Source organism: Nocardia sp. NPDC057353, assembly GCF_042667085.1.
GTDB lineage: Bacteria > Actinomycetota > Actinomycetes > Mycobacteriales > Mycobacteriaceae > Nocardia.
In genome coordinates this window covers 1-24,867 of sequence record NZ_JBHVAK010000040.1, presented here as the reverse complement: position 1 = coordinate 24,867, position 24,867 = coordinate 1, and the positions used below count along the sequence as shown (strand labels likewise).

16 protein-coding genes are annotated in these 24,867 nt (G+C 74.5%); 7 read left to right on the top strand and 9 right to left on the bottom strand.

Features of this window, described 5'->3' with window-relative positions; genetic code table 11:
* Positions 1 to 354: 354 nt before the first annotated feature.
* The 3 genes from ACFUUZ_RS20735 to ACFUUZ_RS20725 all read left to right on the top strand — a co-directional run bounded on the left by ACFUUZ_RS20735 (position 355) and on the right by ACFUUZ_RS20725 (position 15,802).
* Entirely contained in the window at positions 355 to 13,935 is a 13,581-nt protein-coding gene (locus ACFUUZ_RS20735) for an amino acid adenylation domain-containing protein (protein ID WP_378698537.1), read from the top strand.
* Positions 13,932 to 14,927, top strand: a complete 996-nt coding sequence (locus ACFUUZ_RS20730; protein WP_378698535.1) for an ATP-binding cassette domain-containing protein — start codon at positions 13,932 to 13,934, stop codon at positions 14,925 to 14,927. The genes ACFUUZ_RS20735 and ACFUUZ_RS20730 overlap by 4 nt, the downstream gene beginning before the upstream one ends.
* 92 nt (positions 14,928 to 15,019) lie before the next feature.
* Complete coding sequence (locus ACFUUZ_RS20725) at positions 15,020 to 15,802, top strand: ABC transporter permease (protein ID WP_378698608.1); 783 nt, start codon at positions 15,020 to 15,022, stop codon at positions 15,800 to 15,802.
* Here ACFUUZ_RS20725 and ACFUUZ_RS20720 read toward each other — a convergent pair.
* Together ACFUUZ_RS20720 and ACFUUZ_RS20715 are read right to left on the bottom strand one after the other, a co-directional pair.
* On the bottom strand, positions 15,799 to 16,224 hold the full coding sequence (locus tag ACFUUZ_RS20720; protein ID WP_378698533.1) for a DUF4375 domain-containing protein: 426 nt from the start codon (positions 16,222 to 16,224) through the stop codon (positions 15,799 to 15,801). The two genes, ACFUUZ_RS20725 and ACFUUZ_RS20720, sit on opposite strands and share 4 nt — an antisense overlap.
* Before the next feature lie 70 nt (positions 16,225 to 16,294).
* Positions 16,295 to 16,630, bottom strand: coding sequence for an RNA polymerase-binding protein RbpA (locus ACFUUZ_RS20715; RefSeq protein ID WP_378698531.1), 336 nt, complete (start codon positions 16,628 to 16,630; stop codon positions 16,295 to 16,297).
* 210 nt (positions 16,631 to 16,840) lie between these two features.
* Between ACFUUZ_RS20715 and ACFUUZ_RS20710 the strand changes: the two genes are divergently transcribed.
* On the top strand, positions 16,841 to 17,161 hold the full coding sequence (locus tag ACFUUZ_RS20710) for a hypothetical protein (RefSeq protein ID WP_378651000.1): 321 nt from the start codon (positions 16,841 to 16,843) through the stop codon (positions 17,159 to 17,161).
* Here ACFUUZ_RS20710 and ACFUUZ_RS20705 read toward each other — a convergent pair.
* Positions 17,112 to 18,113 (bottom strand): hypothetical protein, encoded by a 1,002-nt coding sequence (locus tag ACFUUZ_RS20705; protein ID WP_378698529.1) that lies wholly within the window; start codon positions 18,111 to 18,113, stop codon positions 17,112 to 17,114. The genes ACFUUZ_RS20710 and ACFUUZ_RS20705 overlap by 50 nt on opposite strands.
* 76 nt (positions 18,114 to 18,189) lie before the next feature.
* Positions 18,190 to 18,828 carry a M23 family metallopeptidase gene (locus ACFUUZ_RS20700; RefSeq protein ID WP_378698527.1) on the bottom strand — a complete coding sequence of 213 codons (639 nt, stop codon included), beginning with the start codon at positions 18,826 to 18,828 and terminating at the stop codon, positions 18,190 to 18,192.
* A gap of 207 nt (positions 18,829 to 19,035) precedes the next feature.
* Here ACFUUZ_RS20700 and ACFUUZ_RS20695 point away from each other — a divergent pair, with 207 nt between their 5' ends.
* A complete protein-coding gene (locus tag ACFUUZ_RS20695; protein ID WP_378698606.1) occupies positions 19,036 to 19,332 on the top strand; it encodes an ArsR/SmtB family transcription factor in 297 nt (98 codons plus the stop codon).
* Between the two features lie 3 nt (positions 19,333 to 19,335).
* Here the strand turns inward: ACFUUZ_RS20695 and ACFUUZ_RS20690 are convergent, their stop codons facing one another.
* On the bottom strand, positions 19,336 to 20,322 hold the full coding sequence (locus tag ACFUUZ_RS20690) for a glycosyltransferase family 9 protein (RefSeq protein WP_378698525.1): 987 nt from the start codon (positions 20,320 to 20,322) through the stop codon (positions 19,336 to 19,338).
* Between the two features lie 188 nt (positions 20,323 to 20,510).
* On the opposite strand from ACFUUZ_RS20690, the gene ACFUUZ_RS20685 reads away from it, so the two are divergent.
* Both ACFUUZ_RS20685 and ACFUUZ_RS20680 read left to right on the top strand, forming a co-directional pair.
* Positions 20,511 to 21,101 carry an HdeD family acid-resistance protein gene (locus tag ACFUUZ_RS20685; protein WP_378698523.1) on the top strand — a complete coding sequence of 197 codons (591 nt, stop codon included), beginning with the start codon at positions 20,511 to 20,513 and terminating at the stop codon, positions 21,099 to 21,101.
* A gap of 34 nt (positions 21,102 to 21,135) precedes the next feature.
* On the top strand, positions 21,136 to 21,486 hold the full coding sequence (locus tag ACFUUZ_RS20680) for a hypothetical protein (protein WP_378698521.1): 351 nt from the start codon (positions 21,136 to 21,138) through the stop codon (positions 21,484 to 21,486).
* A 42-nt stretch (positions 21,487 to 21,528) separates the two neighbouring features.
* On the opposite strand, the gene ACFUUZ_RS20675 is transcribed toward ACFUUZ_RS20680, so the two are convergent.
* The 4 genes from ACFUUZ_RS20675 to ACFUUZ_RS20660 are packed head-to-tail and all read right to left on the bottom strand — an operon-like array spanning position 21,529 to position 24,643.
* Entirely contained in the window at positions 21,529 to 22,713 is a 1,185-nt protein-coding gene (locus ACFUUZ_RS20675; RefSeq protein WP_378698519.1) for a Dyp-type peroxidase, read from the bottom strand.
* On the bottom strand, positions 22,706 to 23,215 hold the full coding sequence (locus tag ACFUUZ_RS20670; protein ID WP_378698517.1) for a copper chaperone PCu(A)C: 510 nt from the start codon (positions 23,213 to 23,215) through the stop codon (positions 22,706 to 22,708). The genes ACFUUZ_RS20675 and ACFUUZ_RS20670 overlap by 8 nt, the downstream gene beginning before the upstream one ends.
* 45 nt (positions 23,216 to 23,260) lie before the next feature.
* Positions 23,261 to 23,812 (bottom strand): hypothetical protein, encoded by a 552-nt coding sequence (locus ACFUUZ_RS20665; RefSeq protein WP_378698515.1) that lies wholly within the window; start codon positions 23,810 to 23,812, stop codon positions 23,261 to 23,263.
* Positions 23,813 to 23,842: 30 nt separating this feature from the next.
* Positions 23,843 to 24,643, bottom strand: coding sequence for an SGNH/GDSL hydrolase family protein (locus ACFUUZ_RS20660; RefSeq protein ID WP_378698513.1), 801 nt, complete (start codon positions 24,641 to 24,643; stop codon positions 23,843 to 23,845).
* Between the last annotated feature and the right edge of the window lie 224 nt (positions 24,644 to 24,867).

The window sequence follows — 24,867 nt, the reverse complement described above, 5'->3', positions numbered from 1 at the left end:
CGGTTCAGGTATAGCTCGATCCCGATCGACGCTTTCGCGGGGGCTGGAGCATTTCCAGCAAACTGGTTCACCCGCCATTAGCGGTAGTACGGCCCTCTTGTGTAGACAATTCTGAACTGCCGGTCTTTTTTGCACAAAAACCTGCACCTATTCGACGTTTGCGGAAACATTGCTGAGCACTTCGACGACAGTTCGGATGGGTCGAGAGTGCACCGCATCCATTCAGTCGGCAATCCGCTGGATGTGATGCACCGAATCAAGGGGCGGACGAGGCGGCCTCGGGAACCGTCTCGATGGATCCGCTTGCAGGTCTGCTCGGGGAGATGCGATATGTGCGGCAGAACGGAGTGATTGATGAGTTCATTGGCCACCGACCGGGTCGACCAATGTGCCTCCCCCTGTGATTCCCGGGACGGCGCCGAGCCGTTCCCCCTTTCACCCGCGCAGAGCGCGCTCTACTACGCGCAGCGCCTGCGCCCGGACGTGCCGCTGATCATCGCGCAGTACGTCGAGCTGCACGGCGAGCTGGACGCGGGCAGGCTGCACTACGCCATCGAGCGGTGCGGCGCCGAGGCCGAGGTCGGCCGGGTCCGGCTGCTCGAGGAGGACGGCGTCCCGGCCCAGGTGGTCGACCCCGAGGTGGGGCCGGAGTGGATGCGGCTCGACTTCCGCGACGGGCCGGACCCGCGCGCCGCCGCCTTCCGCTGGATGACCGAGCACGCCGCCTCGCCGGTGGACATCGAGCACGACCCGCTCTCCACCAACGCCGTGCTGCGGATCGGCGACGCGCACTACCTCTGGTACACCCGCGCGCACCACATCCTGGTCGACGGCTACGGCGCGATGAACGCGCTGACCAGGACCGCCGAGATCTACACCGCCGCCACCGAGGGCACCGAGCCCACCGTCTCGCGCGCGGCGAAGCTCACCGACATCTACGAGGCCCAGTCCCGCTACCGCGGCTCCGCCCGCTTCGACGCCGACCGCGAGTACTGGCGGCAGCAGCTGGCGGGCGCGGGCGAGCCGGTCAGCCTGGACGGCAGCGCGCTCACCGAGGCGCCGGAGGCGCCGGGCAGGCACCTGGCCACCACCGTGCTGGACGACGGGTCCGCCGCCGCGCTGGCCGCGGCGGGCGCCGCGCACGACACCAAGAACGCCGTGCTCTTCGTGGCGGCGGTGGCCTGCTACGCGCACGCCGTCACCGGCCGGGCCGACGTGCTGCTCAGCCTCCCGGTCTCCGGCCGCACCACGATGGCGCTGCGCCGCTCGGCGGGCGTGGTCTCGAACGTGGTCCCGCTGCGGATCGGCTTCACCCCGCGCACCACCGTCGCCGACGTGGTGAAGGCGACCGAGCTGCAGGTCACCGCGGCGCTGCGGCACCAGCTGTACCGGCACGACGACATCCGCCGCGACGGCGGCTACTCGCGGGCCGCGCGCGGCTTCTTCGGGCCGATGGTCAACATCATGCTGTTCCAGAACGAGCTGCGGCTCGGCGACATGGTCGGCTCCATGCACGTGCTCGCCACCGGGCCGGTCGAGGACCTGTCGATCAATGTCTACAACGGCATCGACGGCCAGATCCACCTGGACTTCGAGGCCAACCCGGCGCGCTACCAGGCCGCCGAGGTCACCGCCCAGCACACCCGCTTCCGCGACTTCCTCGACCGCTTCCTCGCCGCCGACCCCGGCACCGGCGCGGACGCGCTGCCCGCGCTCACCGCCGAGGAGCGGCACCGGGTGCTGCACGGCTGGAACGACACCGCCATGCCGCTGCGGCCGGGCACGCTCGCCGAGCTCTTCGACGGCGCCGTGGCCGCGAGCCCGGCCGCGCCCGCGCTGGAGTTCGGCGACGAGCAGCTGAGCTACGCCGAGCTGGACCGCGCGGCCAATCGGCTGGCTCGGTTCCTGATCGCGCGCGGCGCGGGCCCGGAGACCGTCGTCGCGCTGGCGATCCGGCGCAGCGTGGAGCTGGTCGTCGGGATGTACGCGGCGATGAAGGCGGGCGCGGCGTACCTGCCGCTCGACCCCGACCACCCGGCCGAGCGGCTGGCGGGCATCCTGGAGCAGGCCGACCCGGTCGCGGTGCTCACCACCGAGCGGGACGCGGTGCCGCTGCCCGCCGGGGTCGCCCGGTTCGCGCTGGACACCCTCGAGCTGCGCACCGAGTCCGCCGCCCCGGTCACCGACCGGGACCGCCGCTCGCCGCTGCGCCCGGACAACCCGGCCTACCTGCTCTTCACCTCCGGCTCCACCGGCCGCCCCAAGGGCGTGACGGTGACGCACGCCGCCATCGTGAACCGGCTGCGCTGGATGCAGCACGAGTACCCGATGGACCACACCGACGCGGTGCTGCAGAAGACCCCGGCCACCTTCGACGTCTCGGTGTGGGAGTTCTTCTGGCCGCTGCAGGTGGGCGCCCGGCTGGTGATCGCCGCGCCGGACGGCCACCGCGACCCCGCCTACCTGGCCGGGGTCATCGCCGAGAAGTCGGTCACCACCGCGCATTTCGTGCCCTCCATGCTGTCGGTCTTCGTCACCGACACCGACGTGCGCGGCTGCGCCGGGCTGCGCCGGGTGTTCTGCAGCGGCGAGGCGCTGCCCGCCGCCACCGTGCGCGCCTTCCAGGCGGCGCTGCCGCGGGTGCGGCTGCACAACCTGTACGGCCCGACCGAGGCCGCGGTCGACGTCACCGCGTGGACCTGCCCGCCGAACCCGCCGAGCGTGCCGATCGGCTCCCCGGTCTGGAACACCCGCACCTACGTCCTCGATGCCCGGCTGCGGCCGGTGCCGCCGGGCGTCGCGGGGGAGCTCTACCTGGCCGGCGTGCAGCTGGCCCGCGGCTACCTGGGCCGCCCGCAGCTCACCGCCGACCGCTTCGTCGCCGACCCGTTCGTCGCCGGGCAGCGGCTCTACCGCACCGGCGACCTGGCCCGCTGGCGCGCCGACGGCGCGCTGGAGTACCTGGGCCGCAGCGACTTCCAGGTGAAGATCCGCGGCCAGCGCATCGAGCTGGGCGAGATCGAGGCGGCGCTGCTCGCCGACGAGCGGGTGGCCCGCGCGGTCTGCGTGGCGCACACCGGCCGGGTCGGCGCCGAGCTGGTCGGCTACGTGGTGGCCGCGCCGGGCGCGGCGCGCCCGCTGGACCGGGACGCCCTGCTGGCCCGGGTGCGCACGCTGCTGCCCGCCTACATGGTGCCCGCGCAGCTGGTCGAGCTGGACGAGCTGCCGCTCAGCGCCAACGGCAAGATCGACCGTAAGGCGCTGCCCGCCCCCGCCGCGCCGGAGCGCCCCGCGGGCGGCACCCGGCCGCGCACCGAGGCCGAGCGCGCGGTCGCGGGCATCATCGCCGAGCTGCTCGAACTGGACGAGGTCGGCGCCACCGAGAGCTTCTTCGCGCTCGGCGGCAACTCGCTCGTCGCGGCCCGCGCCATCGCCAGGATCAACGCCAGGCTCGGAACCGGGCTCACCATCCGCGACCTGTTCGAGGCGGACACCGTCGCCGCGCTGGCCGAGCGCTGCGCCGAGCACTCCGAGGACCGGGTCGCGCCGGTGCTGGCCGCGGGGCCGCGGCCGGAGCACGTTCCGCTCTCCCCGGCCCAGCAGCGGCTCTGGATCCTGAACCGGATCGACGAGCACGCCGCCGTCTACAACATGCCGCTGGCGCTACGGGTCGACGGCCCGCTCGACCTCACCGCGCTGCGCGCCGGGCTGCGCGACGTGCTGGAGCGGCACGAGAGCCTGCGCACCACGTTCCCGGAGACGCCGGACGGCCCGGCCCAGCGGGTGCACCCCGCCGCCGACATCCCGCTCACCCTCGACCCGGTGCCCGCCCCCGCCGAGCAGCTGCCCGCGCTGGTCGCCGAGTTCACCGGCTACGGCTTCGACCTGCGCGAACAGGCTCCGATCCGGGTGGCGCTCTGGCGCACCGGGCCGGAAACGCACGTCTTCGTCGCGGTGCTGCACCACATCTGCGGCGACGGCTGGTCGCTGGCGCCGCTGAGCCGGGATCTCACCGCCGCGGTCTCCGCGCGGGCCGCGGGCAGCGCCCCGGCGTGGAGCCCGCTGCCGGTGCAGTACGCCGACTTCGCGCTCTGGCAGCGCGCCCTGCTCGGCGACGAATCCGACCCGGGCAGCGCGCTGAGCACGCAGCTGACGTACTGGCGCGGCGCGCTCGACGGGCTGCCGGACCAGCTCGACCTCCCGCTCGACCGGCCGCGCCCGCGCAGGCGCGACACCGCGGGCGGCCGGGTGCCGTTCCACGTGCCCGCCGCGACCAGGGCCGCCGCGGCGGCGCTCGCGGCCGAGCGCGGGGTCAGCATGTTCATGGTGCTGCACGCGGCGCTGGCCACCCTGCTCGCCCGGATCTGCGCCACCCGCGACATCGCCGTCGGCACCCCGATCGCGGGCCGCTCGGACCCGCAGCTGGACGAGCTGGTCGGCATGTTCGTCAACACCCTGGTGCTGCGCACCGCCGTCGACCCGGCGGCGGGCTTCACCCGGGTGCTCGACCACGCCCGCGACACCGACCTGAACGCCTTCGCCAACGCCGACGTGCCGTTCGAGCGGCTGGTCGAGCTGGTCAACCCGGAGCGCAGCACCGCGCGGCACCCGCTGTTCCAGGTCATGCTGGCCTACGACAACGGCCCCGAGCTCGCCGTCGAGCTGCCGGGGGTGCGCACCGAGCGCATCGACCTGGACGCCGACGTCGCCAAGTTCGACCTCCGGCTGGAGGTGCACGACGGCGGCGAGGACGCGCCGCTCACCGGCGAATTCGGCTACGCCGCCGACGTTTTCGACCGGGCTACCGTCGAGGCGGTGGCGCGGCGCTTCGTCGCCGTGCTGACCGCGGCGGTGGCCGACCCGGGCCGCCCGGTCGGCGACATCGAGCTGCTCGACATCAGGGAGACCGGCCGCTTCCTGCCGCTGGCGGGCGGCCCGGCCGAGCCCGCCGTCACCCTCGCCGGGCTCTTCGGCGCCGTCGCCGCGCGCGCCCCGGAGGCGACGGCGCTGCGCTACCGCGGCACCACTGTGAGCTACGGCGAGCTGGAGGACCGGGCCAACCGCCTGGCCCGGGTGCTGGCGGGCCACGGCGCGGGCCCGGAGATGGTGGTCGCGGTCGCGATCCCGCGCAGCCCGGAGGCGATCGTCGCGATCTGGGCGGTGGCCAAGACCGGCGCCGCCTACGTCCCGGTCGACCCGCGCTACCCGGCCGACCGGATCGAGCACATGCTCACCGACTCCGCCGCCGCGCTCGGGCTGACCGTCGCGCGCAGCGCCGACGGGCTGCCCCGGCGCACGCTCGCGGTGCAGGGCAGGCACCACAGGGCCGAGCTGGAGTGGCTGGTCCTCGACTCCCCGGAGCTGGAGCGCGCCTGCGCCGCCGCCGCGCCGCGCCCGCTCACCGACGCCGACCGGGAGCGCCCGCTGCGCGCCGCGCACCCGGCCTACCTGATCTACACCTCGGGCTCCACCGGCAAGCCCAAGGCCGTCGTGGTCACGCACGCCGGGATCGCCTCGCTCGCCGCCGAGCAGCGCTACCTCTTCGGCGTCACCGACCGCTCCCGCACCCTGCACTTCTCCTCGCCCAGCTTCGACGCCTCGGTGCTCGAGCTGCTGCTCGGCTTCGCCGCGGGCGCCACCATCGTCGTCGCCCCCGACGACATCTACGGCGGCGCCGAGCTGGCGCGGCTGCTGCGCGACGAGCGGGTCACGCACGCCTTCGTCACCCCGGCCGCGCTGGCCACCGTGCCGACCGCCGAGCCCTTCCCCGAGTTGGGCACCGTGATCGTCGGCGGTGAGGCGGTCTCCGCCGACCTGGTGCGCACCTGGGGCGCGCGCTATCGGATGCACAACATGTACGGCCCGTCCGAGGCCACGGTCGCCGCCACCGCCTCGGTCGCCATGGTGCCGGGCGACCCGGTGCCGCTCGGCGCGCCGGTGCGCGGCATGCGGCTGTTCGTGCTGGACGGCAGGCTGCGCCCGGCCGTGCCGGGCACCCCCGGCGAGCTCTACCTCTCCGGCCCCGGCGTGGCCCGCGGCTACCTGGGCAGGCACGGCCTGACCGCGGCCCGCTTCCCGGCCAACCCGTACGGGCGGCGCGGCGAGCGGATGTACCGCACCGGCGACCTGGTGGTCGCCGACCGCGGCGGCGCGCTGCGCTTCCTCGGCCGCGCCGACGACCAGATCAAGATCCGCGGCTTCCGGGTCGAGCTCAGCGAGGTCGACCACGCGCTGCGCGCCCAGCCCGGGGTCACCGGCGCGGTCACCGTGCCGCACACCGACTCCGGCGGCCACACCAGGCTCGCCGCCTACGTCACCGGCGCCGAGCACCTCACCCCCGCCGACGTGCTTGCGGGCGTCCGCGGCAGGCTGCCCGGCTACATGGTCCCCGCCTCGCTGCTGGTCCTGGACCGGATGCCGGTCACCGGCGCGGGCAAGCTGGACCGCCGCGCCCTGCCCAACCCGGTCTTCGACGCCGCCGCGGGCTCCCGCGCGCCGCGCACCGAGACCGAGCGCCGGGTCGCGGCGCTCTTCGGCGAGGTGCTCGGGCAGCCGGTGACCGGCGCCGAGGACGGCTTCTTCGAGATCGGCGGCACCTCGCTGCTCGCCACCAGGCTGGTGGCGGCGCTGCACGACGAGTTCGGCGTCGAGCTGCCGGTCCGCGCGATCTTCGAGGCGCCGACCGTCGCCGACGTGGCCGCCGCGCTCGCGCTCGCGCCGCGCCGCGACCGGGTCAGGGTGAGCGCGGGCCCGCGGCCGGAGCGGCTCCCGCTCGCGCTGCCGCAGCAGCGGCTCTGGTTCCTGAACCGGCTCGACCCGGCGAACAGCGCCTACAACATCGCGGTCGCGCTGCAGATCGACGGCGCGCTCGACATCGCCGCGCTGCGCTCCGCGCTCGGCGACCTGGTGGAGCGGCACGAGGTGCTGCGCACCGTCTTCCCGGAGGACGAGCACGGCCCGGTGCAGCGCGTCCTGCCGACCGTCGCGGCCACCCCGGCGCTGCCGGTGCTGGACAACCTGGACGCCGAGCAGGCCACCCGGGCGCTCACCGCGCTCGCGCAGCGCGGCTTCGACCTCGCCGCCGAGCCGCCGCTGCGGGTTGCGCTGGTGCGCGCCGCCCCCGACCGGCACGTGCTCGGCGTCGTGCTGCACCACATCGCCGCCGACGGCGCCTCGCTCGCGCCGCTGACCCGCGACCTCGGCGCCGCCTACCTGGCCCGCGCCGCCGGCACCGAGCCGGGCTGGGCGCCGCTGCCGGTGCAGTACGCGGACTTCGGGCTCTGGCAGCGCGCGCACTTCGGCGCCACCGACGACCGGGACAGCCCGGCCGCCGCCCAGCTCGGGTACTGGCGCGGCGCGCTCGCCGACCTGCCGGACGAGCTCCCGCTGCCCTACGACCGCCCGCGCCCCGCCGAGCCCACCCAGCGCGCGGGCACCGTGCGGATCCCGCTGCCCGCCGGGCTGCGCGCCGCGCTGGAGCGGCTGGCGAGGGAGCGCGGCGTCAGCCCGTTCATGGTGCTCCGCTCGGCGCTGGCCGTGCTGCTGCGCGGGCTCACCGGCGGCCGCGACGTCGTCATCGGCACCCCGGTCGCGGGCCGCTCCGCGCCGGAGCTGCACGACCTGGTCGGCATGTTCGTCAACACCGTCGTGCTGCGCTCCGACGTCGACCCGGACGCAGGCTTCACCGAGCTGCTCGCCGCCGACCTCGGGTCCGAGCTGGCCGCCATGGAACACGCCGACCTGCCCTTCGACCTGCTCGTCGCCGAGCTCGGCGGCGAGGCGCGCGGGACCGGGCGGCACCCGCTCTTCCAGGTCGCGCTGACCGTGCAGGACGAGCCGCACCCCGCCCTCGCGCTGCCCGGGCTCACCGTCACCGCGCGGGCGCTCGACATCGCCCGGGCCAAGTTCGACCTGGAGCTGCGCGCCCCGGCGGGGATCGGCGCGGAGCTGGAGCTCGTCTACGCCGCCGAGCTCTTCGACGCGGGCACCGTCGAGACCATCGGGCACCGGCTGCGCACCGTGCTCGCCGCGGTCGCCGCCGACCCGGAGCGCCCGGTGCACCGGATCGACCTGCGCACCGACTGGGAGCGGGCGGCGCTGAGCCCGGCGCACGGGGGACCGGCCGACCTGCCGGTCACGCTCGCCGACTACTTCGAGCGCACCGTGCGCCGGTACCCGCACCGCCCCGCGCTGCGCGCCGCGGGCCGCACGCTGGAGTACGCCGAGCTCGCCGACCGGGTGAACCGGCTGGCCCGGCTGCTGCGCACCCGCGGCATCGGCGCGGGCGACCGGATCGCGCTCGGGCTGACCCGCTCGATCGACTCGGTGGCCGCCGCGCTGGCCGTGGTCACCGCGGGCGCGGCCTACGTCCCGCTCGACCCCGCCTACCCGGCGGACCGGCTGCGGCACATGCTCGCCGACTCCGGCTGCCTGGTCGGGCTCACCCGCTCCGCGCACGCGGCCGCGCTGGCCGCCGCGGACGGCGGCGGCACCCGCTGGCTGCTGCTCGACGACCCCGGACTCACCGCCGAGCTCGCCGCGCTGCCCGGCTCCCCGGTGCGCGACGCCGAGCGCGCCCGCCCGGCCCGCCCGGACGACCTCGCCTACGTCATCTACACCTCGGGCTCCACCGGCACCCCCAAGGGCGTCGCGGTCACGCACACCGGGTTCGCCGGGCTGGCCGAGGAGTTCGGCGCCCGCGCCGAGGTCACCCCGGACTCGCGCACCCTGCACTTCTCCACCCCCAGCTTCGACGCCGCCATGCTCGACCTGCTGCTCACCATCAACGCGGGCGCGGCCATGGTGCTCTGCCCCACCGATGTCTTCGGCGGCGACGAGCTGGGCGCGCTGCTGACCGCGGAGCGGGTCACCCACCTGTTCCTCACCCCGGCCGCGCTGGCCACGGTCGACAACGGGCGCTGGCCGCTGCCCGAGCTGCGCTCGCTCATGGTCGGCGGCGAGGCGGTCGGCGCCGAGCTGGTCGCCCGCTGGGCGCCGGGCCGCCGCATGTTCGACGTCTACGGCCCCACGGAGACCACCGTGGTGGCGACCATCTCGCGGCCGCTGGCCGTCGGCGGCCCGATCGATATCGGCACCCCGGTGCGCGGCGCCCGCGCGCTGGTGCTCGACGACCGGCTGCGGCCGGTGCCGGTCGGCGTCCCCGGCGAGCTCTACCTGGGCGGCTACGGCGTCGCCCGCGGCTACCTGGACCGCTTCGGCCTGACCGCGGCGCGCTTCGTCGCGGACCCGAGCGAGCCGGGGGCCAGGATGTACCGCACCGGCGACGTGGTGCGCTGGACCGCCGACGGCGCCCTGCGCTACCTGGGCCGCAGCGACCACCAGGTGAAGATGCGCGGCTTCCGGATCGAGCTCGGCGAGATCACCGGCGCGCTCACCGCGCACCCCTCGGTGCGGTTCGCGCACACCGAGGTGCGCCGGATCGCGGGCGCCGACCGGATCGCCGCCTTCGTGCACCCCGCCGACCCGGCTGCCGGGGTCGACGTGGAGGCGCTGCGCGGCCACGTCGCGCGCAGCCTGCCCGCGCACATGGTGCCCTCCGCGCTCACCGTGCTGGACGAGATCCCGCTGACCCCGGTCGGCAAGCTCGACATCGCGCGGCTGCCGGAGCCGCAGCCGCTCCCCGGCAGCGGCAGCGGCCGCGGCGCCGAGACCCCGACCGAGCGGCTGGTCGCCGCCGCCATGGCCGAGCTGCTCGGCCAGGACACCGTGCAGGCCGACGACGGCTTCTTCGACATCGGCGGCAACTCGCTGCTCGCCACCAGGCTGGTCGCCCGGCTGGCCGAGCAGACCGGGGTCCGGCTCGAGGTCCGCACCGTCTTCGCCGAGCCGACCGTCGCCGCGCTCGCCGCCCGCATCGACCGCGCCGACCCGGCCACCGCGGTCGCCCGCCCGGTCGCGGTGCGGCGGCCCGAGCACATCCCGCTCTCCGCCGCCCAGCGCAGGCTCTGGTTCCTGGACCGGTTCGAGGAGAGCGGCGCGCGCGGGGCGTACAACGTCCCGCTGGTGCTCCGGTTGCGCGGCAGCCTCGACCTGGAGGCGCTGGCCGCCGCGCTCGTCACGGTGCAGGAGCGGCACGAGACCCTGCGCACCGTCTTCCCCGAGCACGAGGGCGAGCCGGTGCAGCGCATCCTCGACCCCGCCGCCACCACCGTCCCGGTCGCCTTCGACTCGGTGCGGCCGTTCGAGGTCGCCGAGGCGGTCTCCCGGTTCACCGCACCCGGCTTCGACCTCGCCCGCGAGGTCCCGGTGCGGGCCGTGCTGCTGCACGTCGCCACCGGCGGGCCGATCGACGAGTACGTGCTCGCCGTCGTCGTGCACCACATCGCGGTGGACGGCTGGTCGCTCGGCCCGCTCGCCGCCGACATCGCGGTCGCCTACCGGGCCGCCCGGCTCGACCTCGCGCAGGAGTGGGAGCCGCTGCCGCTGCAGTACGCCGACTACACGCTGTGGCAGCGCGACCTGCTCGGCGCCGAGGACGACCCGGCCGCGCCCGCGCACCGGCAGCTGGCGTACTGGCGGGAGACCCTGGCCGAGCTGCCCGAGCTGCTCGCGCTGCCCGCCGACCGCCCGCGGCCGCCGGTGCCGAGCTACCGCGGCGGCACCGCCGAGGTCACCGTCGACGCCTTCACCCACCGGGAGCTGCGGCGGATCGCCGAGCGCGGCAACGCCAGCATGTTCATGCTGCTGCACGCCGCGCTGGCGGTGCTGCTGCACCGGATGGCCGCCACCGGCGACGTCACCGTCGGCACCCCGCACGCGGGCCGCGGCGACCGCGCGCTGGACGGGCTGATCGGCATGTTCGTCAACACCCTCGTCCTGCGCACCAGGATCGAGCCGGGGCTGCGCTTCGACGACCTGCTGGCCCGGGTCAGGGAGACCGACCTGGACGCCTTCGACCACGCCGAGCTGCCCTTCGAACGGCTGGTCGAGGTGCTGAACCCGGCCCGCTCGCGCTCGCACCACCCGCTCTTCCAGGTCATGCTCTCGGTGCGCACCGAGCCGGTCGGCCCGCTGGAGCTGCCCGGGCTGCAGATCGAGCCGGTCGACCTGGACGCGGGCATCGCCAAGTTCGACCTGCAGTTCACCATGACCGAGAACGGCGGCGCCGAGCCCGGCGGCATCACCGTCGGTGTGAACTACGCCGCCGACCTGTTCGACCACGGCACCGCGCGCGGGCTCGGCGAGCGGCTGGTCCGGCTGCTCACCGCGGTCGCCGCCAACCCGAGCAGCGCCGTCGGCGACCTCGACCTGCTGCACCCCGCCGAGTGGTCCGGGCTGGCCCCGGTGCACGGCGCCGAGCCCGACCGCCCGCTCACCTTCCCCGAGGTCTTCGCCACCGCGGTCGCCGCCGAGCCGGACGCGGTCGCGCTGCGCGCCGACGGCACCGACGTCACCTACGAGGCGCTGGACCGCTGGAGCAGCAGGCTGGCGCGGCTGCTCATCCGGTACGGCGTCGGCCCGGAGACCCTGGTCGCGCTGGGGATCGCGCGCTCGGTGGAGTCGGTGGCGACGGTGCTCGCCGTCGCCAAGACCGGCGCCGCCTTCGTGCCCGTGGACCCGCGCTACCCGGCGGCTCGGATCGCGCACATGCTCGCCGACTCCGGCGCGGCGCTCGGCCTCACCCTGGCCGCGCACCGCGACGACCTGCCGAACCTGGTGGACTGGCTGGTGCTCGACGACCCGGACACCAGGGCCATGGTGCTGGCCTCCGAGGACAGCCCGCTGGCCGAGGTCGAGCGCCCCGCCCCGCTGCGGATGGAGAACCCGGCCTACGTCATCTACACCTCGGGCTCCACCGGCACCCCCAAGGGCGTCGTGGTCACGCACGGCGGGCTCTCCAACTTCGCCGCCGAGCTGGCCGAGCGCTTCGACGTCCGGCCCGGCTCCCGGGTGCTGCACTTCGCCACCCCGAGCTTCGACGCCGCCATGCTCGACCTGCTCTTCGCGCTCGGCGGCGGCGCCACCCTGGTGATCGCGCCGCCGGACGTGGTCGGCGGCGACGGGCTGCGCGAGGTCTTCGTGCGCGAGCGGATCACGCACGCCTTCATCACCACCGCCGCGCTCGGCACCGTCGACCCCGACGGGGTGGTCGACCTGGCGCACATCCTGGTCGGCGGCGAGGCGCTGCCGCCGGACCTGGTCACCCGCTGGGCGCCGGGCCGCAACCTCTACAACGTGTACGGCCCCACCGAGACCACCATCGTCACGGTGATCTCGCAGCCCATGGCGCCCGGCGCGCCGATCACCATCGGCGGCCCGATCCGCGGCGTCGCGGCGAGCATCCTGGACGCCAGGCTGCACCCGGCCCCGATCGGCGTCACCGGGGAGCTGCAGCTGGCGGGCGCCGCGCTCGCCCGCGGCTACCTGAACCGCCCCGGCCTGACCGCACAGCGCTTCGTCGCCAACCCGTACGGCAAACCCGGCGAGCGCATGTACCGCACCGGCGACCTGGTGCGCTGGCGCCCCGCCGCCGCACCCGCGCTGCCCGGACGCCGCTCCCCGCTGGAGATCGAGTACGTCGGCCGCTCCGACCACCAGGTCAAGATCCGCGGCTTCCGAATCGAACTCGGCGAGATCGACGCCGCGCTGGCGAGCCAGGGCGAGGTCGAGTACTCGCTCACCATCGGGCACACCACCGAGGCGGGCGCCACCGCGCTGGTCTCCTACGTCAAGCCGCGCGCGGGCACCGCGCCGACCACGGCGCAGCTCACCGCGCACGTGGCGGGCAAGGTGCCGAACTACATGGTGCCGCAGGCGATCATGCTGCTCGACGAGCTGCCGCTGACCCCGGTCGGCAAGCTGGACCGGGCCCGGTTGCCGGAGCCGGTCTTCGGCGGCGCGCACGGCTACCGGGCGCCGGTCGGCCCGCTGGAGACGGCGATCGCCGCCGCCTTCGCCGAGGTGCTCGGGCACGAGCGGGTCGGCGCCGACGACGGCTTCTTCGAGCTCGGCGGCAACTCGCTGCTCGCCACCAGGGTGGTCGGGCTGCTCCGCGACGCCGGGATCGACATGGCGGTCCAGCAGATGTTCGGCGCCGCCACCCCGGCCGCCATCGCCGCGAGCCTCGGGGGCGGCGCGAGCATCGACCCGCTGGCCCCGCTGCTGCCGATCCGGACCACCGGCAGCGCAGCCCCGCTGTTCTGCGTGCACCCCGCGATCGGGCTCTCCTGGTGCTACTCCGGGCTGCTCGCGCACCTGGACAGCGACCGCCCGGTGTACGGGCTGCAGGCCCCGCACGTCACCGGCGACGAGCCGTTCGGCAGCATCTCCCAGGCCGCCAACCGCTACATCGAGCACATCCGCTCGGTGCAGCCGACCGGGCCGTACCACCTGGTCGGCTGGTCGCTGGGCGGGCTGATCGCGCACGCGATCGCGACCAGGCTGCAGCAGCAGGGCGAGCAGGTCGCGCTGCTCGGGCTGCTGGACAGCTACCGGCTCTCCGACGACCTGCTCGACCTCGCCATGCCGAGCGTGGCCGAGATCGTCGCCGAGTTCGGCGGCATCGCCGCCGACGACCTGGACCCGGAGCTCGACCTGGCCGGGGCCGCCGCGCTGCTGCGCGAGGCGAACGGGCCGTTCGCGGCGCTCACCGGAGAGCACCTGGAACGGCTGTACGAGGGGTACCGCGCGGGAACCGTGATGGCGCACGGTTTCCGGCCGCGGGTCTTCGACGGTGACCTGCTCTTCTTCACCGCCGCCGAGGACGAGATCAACCGCGCCGACCCGGACCGGTGCGCGGCGGCCTGGCGGCCGTTCGTGGCCGGCGACATCCACGATCACGCGCTGCCGTGCAGGCACGCGGACATGACCACACCCGAAGCGCTCGCCGTGATCGGCCCGGTACTGCGGTCCCGGCTCGGCGGCGGTGGGGGGACAGGAGATGCGATGAGTGCCCGAACAGAGGTGCGCCGGTGAGCCTCGCCGTCGAAGTCAGCGACCTGAGCATGAGCTACGGCAAGATCCGCGTGCTCGACGGGATCGACCTGGAGATCCCGGCGGGCACCGTGATGGGGCTGCTCGGCCCCAACGGCGCCGGGAAGACCACCACCGTCCGGATCGTCACCACCCTGCTCCGCCCCTCCGCGGGCACCGTGCGGGTGGCCGGGGTGGACGTGCTCGGCGACCCCGCCGCGGCCAGGAAGCTGATCGGGCTCTCCGGCCAGTACGCCGCCGTCGACGCCAACCTCACCGGCTTCGAGAACCTGCGCATGGTGGCCAGGCTCTACGGCATGTCCGGCAAGCGCGCCACCGCGCGCGCCGAGGAGCTGCTCGCCGCCTTCGGCCTGGAACACGCCGCCGCCCGCCGGGCGGGCACCTACTCCGGCGGCATGGCCCGCCGCCTCGACCTGGCGGGCGCGCTGGTCGCGCGGCCGCCGGTGGTGGTGCTGGACGAGCCGACCACCGGCCTCGACCCGCGCGGCAGGCTCGACATGTGGCAGGTGATCGGCGACCTGGTCGACGACGGCACCACCGTGCTGCTCACCACCCAGTACCTGGAGGAGGCCGACCAGCTGGCCGACCGGATCACCGTGATCGACCGCGGCCGGGTGATCGCCCGCGGCTCCGCCGACGAGCTGAAGACCTCGATCGGCGGCGACCGGCTCACCGTCACCCTGGCCGCGGGGCAGCCCACCGCGCTGGCCAAGTCGGTGCTCGCCCAGATCGGACTCGGCGAGCCGCAGCACGAATCCGGCACCGACCAGGTCTCGATCGTGGTGGGCGAGGGCTCGCGGACCATGGTCGAGGCGCTGCGCAGGCTGGACGACGCGGGCGTCTGCGTCGTCGACGCCGAGGTGCACCGCCCCAGCCTCGACGATGTCTTCCTCTCCCTGACCGGCACCGCACCCACCGCGGACCGCGAGCCGGAGCCCGAAACCGACGACGTTCCCGAGGAGATCCTGTCGTGACCAGCAGTGCCCAGGTCCTGGAGAAGCGGGGCCGCCACGCCCGCTCCGAGCCTGCCGCCACGCCCGGCGCCGAGCCGGAGCCGCGCGGCCGGATCTTCCGGGACAGCGCGATCGTCGCCTACCGCAACCTGCTCACCATCCTGCGGGTGCCGACCCTGCTGGTGACCGCGACCATCCAGCCGCTCATGTTCGTCTTCGTCTTCGCCTACATCTTCGGCGCCTCGCTCGGCGGCGACCAGTACCGCGAGTTCCTGCTGGCGGGCATCTTCACCCAGACCGTCGCCTTCAACGCCGCCTTCACCACCGTCGGGCTCGCGGGCGACCTGCAGAAGGGCATCATCGACCGGATGCGGGCGCTGCCCATGTCCCGGCTCGCGGTGCTCATGGGCCGCACCCTGTCCGACCTGGTGGTCAATGTGCTGAGCCTGATCGTCATGGTGGTCTGCGGGCTGATCGTCGGCTGGCGGATCAACGGCTCGTTCGGCGACGCCATGCTGGCCTTCGGCGTGATCCTGCTCTTCGCCTTCGCCATGTCCTGGGTGGGCGCGCTCACCGGGCTGCTCTCGCCGACCGTCGAGGTGGCGCAGAGCGCCGGGCTGATCTGGCTCTTCCCGCTGACCTTCATCTCCTCGGCCTTCATCTCCGGGGAGACGCTGCCAGGCCCGCTGAAGACCATCGCCGAGTGGAACCCGATCACCGCGGTCTCCACGGCGGGGCGGCAGCTCTTCGACAACAGCTCGCCGCCGACCTTCATCCCGGCGACCGGCTGGGTCGCCGACAACGCCGTGCTCTACTCGATCGGCTGCTCGCTCGCCATCCTCGCGGTCGCCATGCCGCTGGCGCTGCTCCGCTACCGCAAGGTCGCGAGCCGCTAGAGCGCGTCCGCGACCTCGAGGAAGGGCGCGATCTCGGCGTCGAAGCCGACTTCGCCGCGCAGGTAGTCGACGCTGATCTCGGTCAGCTCGACACCGAGCTGCGTCGGCGCGGTGAAGTCGGCCATCATCAGGTGGTAGTCGTCGAGCAGTTCGGTGCAGCGGGTGACGGCGCGCAGGTAGGCGGCGAGCGCGACCGGCGCGTCCACCGCGCGCAGCATGCCGTCCACGTCCTCCAGCCGCTCGCCGCCCACGTTGTGGATCAGCTGCGCGAAGCCGCCGTTCTTCACCTGGTAGTCGAAGTGCGCCGCCAGCACCGTGAGATAGGCCAGGTCACGTCGGGGTTCGTCGAGTTCGTCGGCGTTCTCCAGCAGCTCCGCCGCCCGCAGGCCCAGCTGCTGCAGCCGCTCGTTGTACACGCTCACGACCGCCGAGCCTAGGCGACGACGAAGGCTCCCACCCGCGACGGGTGGGAGCCTTCGTGTTCGTCGCCGGTCAGCCCCGGCGGCGCGTCTTCAGCAGCTCCAGCCGCTCCTTGAGCAGCTCCTCGAGCTCGTCCTTGGAGCGCCGCTCCAGCAGCATGTCCCAGTGCGTGCGCGGCGGCTTCACCTTCTTCGCCTCCTGCGTGGTGCCCTCGAGCAGCACCCCCTCCTGGCCGTTGCGGCACAGCCAGGTGGGCGGGATCTCGGCGTCGTCGGCGAAGGGGACGTCGAATTCCTCGTTGTTGTCGGTCCGGTAGCGGGCAATCCGGCGCGGCGCCAGGTCGTGGTCGCGATCGGTCTCGTAACTCACCGCTCCGAGCCTGCTGCCCCGGAGTACGCGATCTGCCATGTGTGCCTCTCCCTGTCGAGTCCCAGTCGTGTCGAACGTGGCCGGTGCCGCACGGTACAACGCCCGAAGACGAGCCGGTGTTCCCGGGGCAGCTGGCTAACCCCTCCATGATAGTGCCTCCCGGGCGGTGCCCGGTCCGGCCGGTGCCAGCGGCACCCGCTCCGGCCAAGAGTTCTCGCCCGGGCCGCGGTGCGGCTAATGTTCTGCCCCATGCGCCGCTTGCTGTCCTGCCTGTGGTGCGGGCGGGAGATCGTCGAGTCGGAGGCCGGACGCAGGCGCCGGTACTGCCGGCAGTCGTGCCGTCAGCGCGCCTACGAACACCGGAACAGCCTCAAGGGCACCGGGATTCCGTCCGACTCCGTCGTCCTCAGCGCGCAGGAGGCGGCGGCCCTCGCGGACCGCTGGTTCGCCGCCCGCTGCGCCGCGGAGGACGTCGCCATCGCGGTCGACGAGGGCGCGGGCGCGGTCGAATTGGCCGCGCTCAGTGCGAAACTGGTGTCGCTGGCCCGGGACGCCGAGCGGCTGCGCTGAGTACCAGCGCCACCCCCGCCGCGGCGCCGAGCAGCAGCACCGCCGCGGCGCGCAGCACCGGCCCGTCCGGCGCCGCGGGCGGCACCCCGCGCAGCGCCTGCCACAGCGTCAGCCCGAGCAGCCCGGCCCAGGCCGCGGCGAGCACCCCGACCAGTCCGGCGCGGGTGCGCTCGGCGCGCAGCGCGGGGAAGCGGCGCGCCGCCCAGCCCAGCGTCACCGCGGCGAGCAGCAGCACCTGGATGCCGTGCAGCCCGACGAAGTGCGGCACCCGCAGGTCACCGCCTGCCGTGCTCCAGTCCGTACCGGGCAGCCCGGCGGTGTCGTTCCGCACCGCCCGGTCCCCGACGGTGTGGCTGCCGACCAGCTCGACGACCTTTCCGTCCGCGGTCGCGGCCGCGCGCGGCCCGGTGAACCCCATGAGGTAGCCGAGCGCCATCCCGGCCACCGCGAGGACCAGCCCGGCCCGGATCGCCAGCGTGGTCGGCCGGTCCGCCACCCGCTGCCACAGCACGGTCACCGCGATCACCAGGTTCGCCGCGAACAGCCCCGGCACCCCGGAGGCGAAGATCAGCTGCCCCACCGTGTTGACCGCGTCGGATTCGGTATTGAAGTGGCTGAACGTCCCGCGCGCCGCCTGCACCACGACGAACCCCACGTCCACCACGGCGGTCACCGCGAAGATCGTGCCCATCCACCGGGTCACCCGCGCGCCGCGGTGCGGCAGGCTCAGCAGCCAGGCCAGGGTGGCGGTGTAGAGGACGAAGGCCGCGGCGAACTTGGCGGGCTTGGCCCACGCGGGCTCGCCGCCGATCAGCCGGTCGTCGAGCACCAGCCCGGCGAGCGACCAGGCCAGCAGCGCCGCCATCAGCGCGCAGGCGACGAGCAGCGGGCCGTGCGGTCGGTGCGGCGTGGAACGGATCGGGAGCGCGGTGCCTGGAACGAGCTGCGACATGCGTCGACGGTAGGAATCCGGGGCACCGCCCGGCCTCCCGCTCGCGGGTGATCCCGGCGTCGTACCCCGGTAGGGGTCAGCCCGCGGGGCGGTGCAGGTCGACCCCGCGCGCGGCCAACCACGGCAGCGGGTCGACGGGGCCGCCGTCCGCGGCGTGCACCTCGTAGTGCAGGTGCGGGCCGGTGGAGAAGCCGCGGTTGCCGACGGTGGCGATGACGTCGCCCGCGCGTACCGGCTGCCCGACGGCGACCAGGATGTCGTGCACGTGGCCGTAGACGCCGATCGTCCCGTCGTCCTGCTGCACCCGCACCCACAGCCCGAACCCGGCGGCCGGGCCGGTCTCCAGCACGGTGCCGTCGGTGACCGCGGCGATCGGCGCGCCGATCGGGTCGCCGAAGTCGAGCCCGGCGTGCAGCGCGCCCCAGCGCATTCCGAAGAGCGAGGTGAGCTGCCCGGCCACCGGCCGGACGGTGCGCGGCCGCGCCGCCTCGGCGGCGAACCGGTGCTGCTCGGAGACCACGGCGGCGGGCACGGTCTGCGGGCGCTGCGCCTCCCACGGGGTCACGGCGGCGGCGAGCGCGGGGCGGGCGGCGGTGGCGGGGGCCGGATCGTGTCCGGCCACCGCGAGCACCGCGAGCGAGGCGCTCACGGCGGCGGTAGCGGCGGCCGCCCGGGTCACGGTGCGGCGCGCGGGTAACGAGGAGATTACGGGCATGGCAACGAACGTACGACAGCCCAAACCCGGGCCCGTAATTCTGTGGCAACCTTCACCGGCAGGGAAAGCGCAGGTGAAGCCGCTGCACCCGATCTTGGTCGCGCGCAGCGCTCCCGCACGACCTGGCTTTTCGGGAACCGGTTCCGGTTGACGGAACCGGCCGCCACCCCGGATACTGTTTCAGTGCCGACTAATGGAGTGCGCGCCATGGTCGCGCTCGCGGATCCGACCAGGCGGGCCATCTTCGAGGCCCTGCCTGCCGCGCCGCGCTCGGTCGGCGAGCTGGCCGAGCAGGTCGGCGTCACCAGCTCCGCGGTCTCCCAGCACCTGCGGGTGCTGCGCGAGGCCAGGCTGGTGCGCATGCGCCCGGACGGCAACCGCCGCCTCTACCACCTCGACCCGCGCGGCCTCGCCGACGTCAGGGACTACGTGGAGCAGTACTGGCCGAGCGCGCTCGCCGCCTACGCGGCCGCCATCGACGAGGCGTGGAGCGCCGAGCCGTAGTGCTCAGCCCACCCGCCGGTACGGCGTTCGCCTGCGCTCGGGGCCGACCCCGGGCCAGCGCCGCTTGCCGAGCTGCTTGTCCACCGCCTCGATGACCTCGGTGCTGCCGAGCCGCAGCAGCCCGGCGTCCGGCTCCCGCGCCTCCGGGTCGCCGCAGTCCCCGGCCCACAGCACCGCGTGCCTGCCGAGCAGGTGCGGCGGCGGGCCGTCGGTGCGCGGCGAGGTCGGGCCGAAGAGCAGCACCGTCCTGGTGCCGAAGGCGGTGGCCAGGTGCGCCACCCCGGTCTCCCCGCAGACCAGCAGCTCGGCCTCGGCCACCGTCGCCGCCAGCTCCAGCAGCGTCTGCTCGCCCGCGAGCACCTGCCCGATCGGCAGCCCGGCGCGCGCGGCGATCTGCAGCGCGAGCTCGCGCTCGTGCTCGTCGCCGGTGAGCACCACCTCCCGGTCCAGGACCAGCAGGTGCCGCACCACCGCGGCGAACCGGTCGGCGGGCCAGCGCCGCGCCGGGGCGCCCGCGCCGACGTGCACCACCACGCAGTCCCGCCTGCTGACCGTCGGAACCGGCGGCACCAGCCCGAGGTTGCGCGGATCCGCGGTCATCCCGGCCCACTCCAGCAGCGCGCACCAGCGCTGCACCCGGTGCGCCTGCGGGTCCAGCTCCGGGCCCGGCCACTGCGGCAGCGCCGCGCTGCGGTAGCTGAGCAGCAGGCCGGGCTCGGTCCCGGCCAGCGCCAGGATGCTCGCCGGGTCCGGGCCGTGCAGGTTCACCGCGAGCTCGGGGCGCGGGCCGTCCCAGCGCAGCTCGCCGCCGGGGCCGGTGGGGGCGATGGCATCGACCGAGGCGATCAGGTCCACCACCGGCCGCAGCCTGCGCGGCGCGGCCAGCACGAGGTGATCGCCCGGCCTCGCCCGGCGCAGCGCACGCAGCGCGGGGACCGCGGTGAGCAGATCACCGAGGCCGCGTGCCTGCAACGCGAGTACAACCGCCACCTGAGAAATCTCCCTCGCTCACCGTGGGTCACCGACCCGCCCGCGGGGCGACCGGGCCGAAAGTCACTCGCGAACGGATACCCGACCCCGGCGCGGGGTAAACGCCGTGGCCACGCGCGCGGATCACGAACGGGAAACACCCGGCGAATCTGCACGGCAGCCCGCGACACCGGGCATAGCATCGCGCCATGACGACACCAGAAGCGGTCGGCAACCCGGTCCGCGCCCTCGCCCGCGCCGCCTGGCAGACGATTCTCGTCACCGGAATCCTGTCGGTGGTCCTCGGTGTGCTGATCCTGGTCTGGCCGCAGGCCACCCTCGCCGTCGCCGGGGTGCTGTTCGGTATCTACCTGCTGGTCAGCGGGGTGCTTCAGCTCATCGCGGCATTCGGCGCGCCCGCCAGTGCCGGGCTGCGGGTGCTCGCCTTCATCAGCGGCGTGCTCTCCATCGTGCTCGGCGTCTTCTGCTTCCGCGACGAGATCGCCTCGCTGCTGCTGCTCGGCATCTTCATCGGCATCGGCTGGCTGTTCCGCGGCATCGGCGCGGTGGTGGCCGCGGTCTCCGAGCCGACCATGCCCGGCCGCGGCGTACAGGGCTTCTTCGGCGTGATCACCGCGATCGCGGGCATCGTGCTGCTGGTCTGGCCGGTGAGCTCGGTGGCCACCCTGGCCTGGGTCGCGGGCATCTGGCTGGTGGTGATCGGCGTGATGGAGATCGCCACGGCCTTCGGCGTCAAGCGGGACACCGACCGTGCGGGCGCGTTGCACGACGCTGTGTAGTAGATGTGCCGCGAATGAACTAGGCTGCGGGTTCATGGATTTCGTCTACAACCTGGTCGTGGTCACGCACCTGCTCGGCATGGCCGCCGTGGTCGGCGGCTGGGCGGCGGGCCGCCCCGACGTCAACACGGTGATGGTCTGGGGCGCCCGCGCCCAGCTGCTCTCCGGCATCGCGCTGGTCGGGCTGGCCGAGTCGATCGATGCGCTCGGCAAGGATCCGGTCATGGCGAAGATCGTCGTGAAACTGACGATCGCCGTCGCGGTCACCGCGCTCGCCGAGATGAGCCACGCCGATGCCAAGCGGGGTAAACGGGTCGCCTGGATGGCCGATGCGGCAGGCGGGCTCGCCGTGGTCAACGTGTTCGTCGCCGCGCTCTGGAACTGAGCCGACCCCGCTCCCGTCGGGCAGGCGGGAGCGGGGCCGGGCTCAGCGCTCGAAGAGCGGCTGCCCCAGGTAATCGCCGGGTGCGGCCACCCCGGGCAGCACGGCGAAGACCGCAGAGCCGATCGGCGCCGTCCACTGGTTCAGCGCGTCGACCTCGGCCAGCCGCCGCTGCACCGGCAGGAACTGCGCGGTGATGTCGCGCTGGTAGGCGGCGAACAGCATGCCCGTGTTCGAGGTGGCTCCCGGTTCGGGCGGGTCGTCGTAGTTGTACGCCCGGCGCAGGAACCGCTCGCCGGGGTGCCGGTGCCTGGCCCGCGCCACGTGCGACGAGGGCGGGATCAGCGGAATCCCGAGCGCGTCGGTCGCGGCGAGGTCCGGCTGGTCCGCTTCCCCGGTACCGGAGAGCGGCGCGCCGTCCGCGATCCGCCTGCCGACCGCCAGCTCCCGCGAGGCCGGGTCGAGCTCGTCCCAGGTGTCCAGCTGGGCCGCGATCCGGCGCAGGACCAGCGCGCTGCCGCCCGCCAGCGGGCCGCTGTCCAGCCACACCAGCGGGCCTAGCTCAACGGGCCGGGGATTGCCCGACCCGTCGAGGTGCCCCATCAGATTGCGCGGCGTCCGCCCCGGCGCCGCGTCGAGGAAGCCGCGCTGCACCCAGCGCGGCGTGATCAGCGACGCGACGCTCCTGGACAGCACCCGCGCGGCGTGCGCGACGGCGGTCGCCTCGTCGGCGGCGAGCTGCAGCAGCAGGTCGCCGCCGCACCAGCGCGGGTCGAGCCGGTCGATCGGGAAGGCGGGCAGCGGGGCGAGCCACTCCGGCCGCGCGGCGTCGAGCCCGGCCGCGGCGAAGGCGCCGGGGCCGAGCCCGGCCGTCACCGTGAGCCGGGCCGGGCGCAGCGCCAGCTCCGGCTCGGTGTCGGCCAGCGCCGGACGCCCCGCGGTGAGCCGCGCGGCGTCCTCGGTCCAGATCCGCAGCACCCCCGCCAGGTCGTCCCGGCCGACGCCGGGCCGCAGATCGAAGGCCAGGTAGCTGACCTGCGACTGCGGCCGGGTGGTGATCCCGGCCTGGTGCACCCCGTGGAACGGCTCGGTCGCGAGCCCGGGATCGGCGGGCGCCGCCCGGCCCGCCGCCAGCGCGGCGGAGCCGACACCGGCGACACCCGCGGCGCCGAGCGCGACGGCACCGCCGCCGAGCAGCCGCCGCCGACCGAACCGCCGCCGCTCAGGCACCGTGCCCCGGGACGTACTCCTCCTGCGCCCCGGCGAAATCACGCACCTGCGCGCTGAACGAGGTGCTGGAGCCGTCGTCGAAGGTCAGCACCACCTCGGTCGTCGAGCCGGTGCGCAGCGGCGCGCTCAGCTCCATGAACATCAGGTGGTCACCGCCCGGCCGCAGCGTGAGCGCACCGCCCGCGGGAATCGCGAAGCCACCCGCCTTCACCCGCATGATCATCGCGCCGTCCGCGTCCGGCACCACTTCGTGCAGCTCCAGCCTGCCCGCCGCCGGGCTGGTGGCCGAGACCACGGTGACCGGAGCGCCACCGGAATTGCGCAGCTCGCCGAAACCGGCGGACATCCCGCTGTCCGCGGCCTTGACCCACTGATCGGTCACGGTCACCGCATCGGCGGAACGGGCAGGCGCGGCGGGGGAGGAGGAACAACCCGCCAGCACCAGCGGGAAGAAGGCGCCGACGGCGGCGTACCGCCGTGCGCGCACGGAAAAAGCAGCCATGGAGAAACTCCGAACATCCGAAAGGGAAGGGGGAAATGCCGCCGGTCACACGGACCGACGGAACAGCGCGGCGCCGTCTCCGCCCGGCGGCCCACGCAACCCGAACCCCGACTCCAGCGGATGCCACCGCGGTGCCCGAAATACCCTGCAATCCGGCCGGATTCGCCGCGGTACCGTCGGGCCCGGTGCCCGACCGGGCACCGGGACCAGCCGCGCCAGCGCCGCGATCCCCGCCACCACGGCCCGCTCGGCAGCGCCGATGAGCACCGCGCCGAGCGGAATCGCCACCAGGTGCACGGCGAGCATCCCCGCACCCGAGTGCGCGCCGTGGTGCTGCTCCGGGGCGTGCGTGAGCGCCCAGTGCCCGACCGCCTGCCCCAGCGTCAACACGACGAGCAGCCGCCCGAACCCCGGCCGTGGCATGGCCTCGACCAGCACCCCGATCACACAGCAGGCCGCGAGGAGCACCGCCGTCGCGGGCCCGCCCGGCGCGACCACCCCGCCGCCGACGGCGTGCGCGGCCGCCGCGACCGCACCGGATGCGGCCCCGACGAAGGCCCCGCGCAGCGGCGCGACGGGCGAGAGCGGAGCCGACACGGCGGTAATAGTACTACCGCACGTAGGAGATCACCCCGCGGCGACTTCCCGTGGCAGCCGGAAGGTCTCGCGCAGCGGTGCCAGCTCCGGCCGCTTCGCCGTCACCCGATCCCCGGTCGAGATGCCGCGCGCCCGACGCACCAGCCACGGCAGCATGTGTACCGTCGCCCAGCGCAACTCGTCGAAAACCTGCTCACCCCGGCGGCGCCGCACCGACGGCAGCGGCCCGCGCCAGGAGCCGTCCGCCCCCGGCACCCGCAGCGCCTCGGCGACCGCCCGCGCCACCATCTCGTGCCCGAGGGGGCTCAGATGCAGCCGATCCTGCGCCCACAGCAACCGGTGCGCGGCACCCGGCACCGGCTCCAGATCCACCAGCACCGCCTCGTACCTGGCCGCCAACTCCCGGATATCGGCATTGAACTGCCGGATCCGCCCCGCCAGCGGGCGCACCACCGGCGCGATCGCCCCGATATCCGGGAAGGTGAAGGTGACCACCGTCGAACCGGCCGCGCGGAACGGCTCGATCAGCGCGGTGAGATCGGCGAGCAGCGCCTCCCGGTCGAAGCGCGGCCGGATCAGGTCGTTCAGCCCGGCCAGCACCGCGGTCAGATCGGGCTGCATCGCCAGCGCGGGCTCCAACTGCTCGGCCCGGATCTGCCCGGCCCGCCTGCCGCGGATCGCCAGGTTGGCATAGCGGAGTTCAGGCGTCGCACCGCCGAGGATGTCGGCGAAGCGGTCCGCCCAGCCCCGGAGCCCGCCCGCATCGTCGGGGTCGCCGACCCCTTCCGTCTGGCTGTCCCCGATGGCGACGAAGCGCGTGTAGCACTGCACGTCCCGAGGCTAGAAGCACGGAATGAACAGGCGGTTTACCCATAGGGACGGGTAGTCGTCGTGTGCTGGGTCACATGGTTGTGATTCGCTCCGTTTCGCACCGCTCTGACCTGGGCATACTCGGTGTCCACCAGGCGATTTGACGTTGCGTTTCCCGCCGCGTAACTTATTCCATGTCAGAGCGACACGGACACCGACCCGGGAGACCGGGACACGAGGTTGGA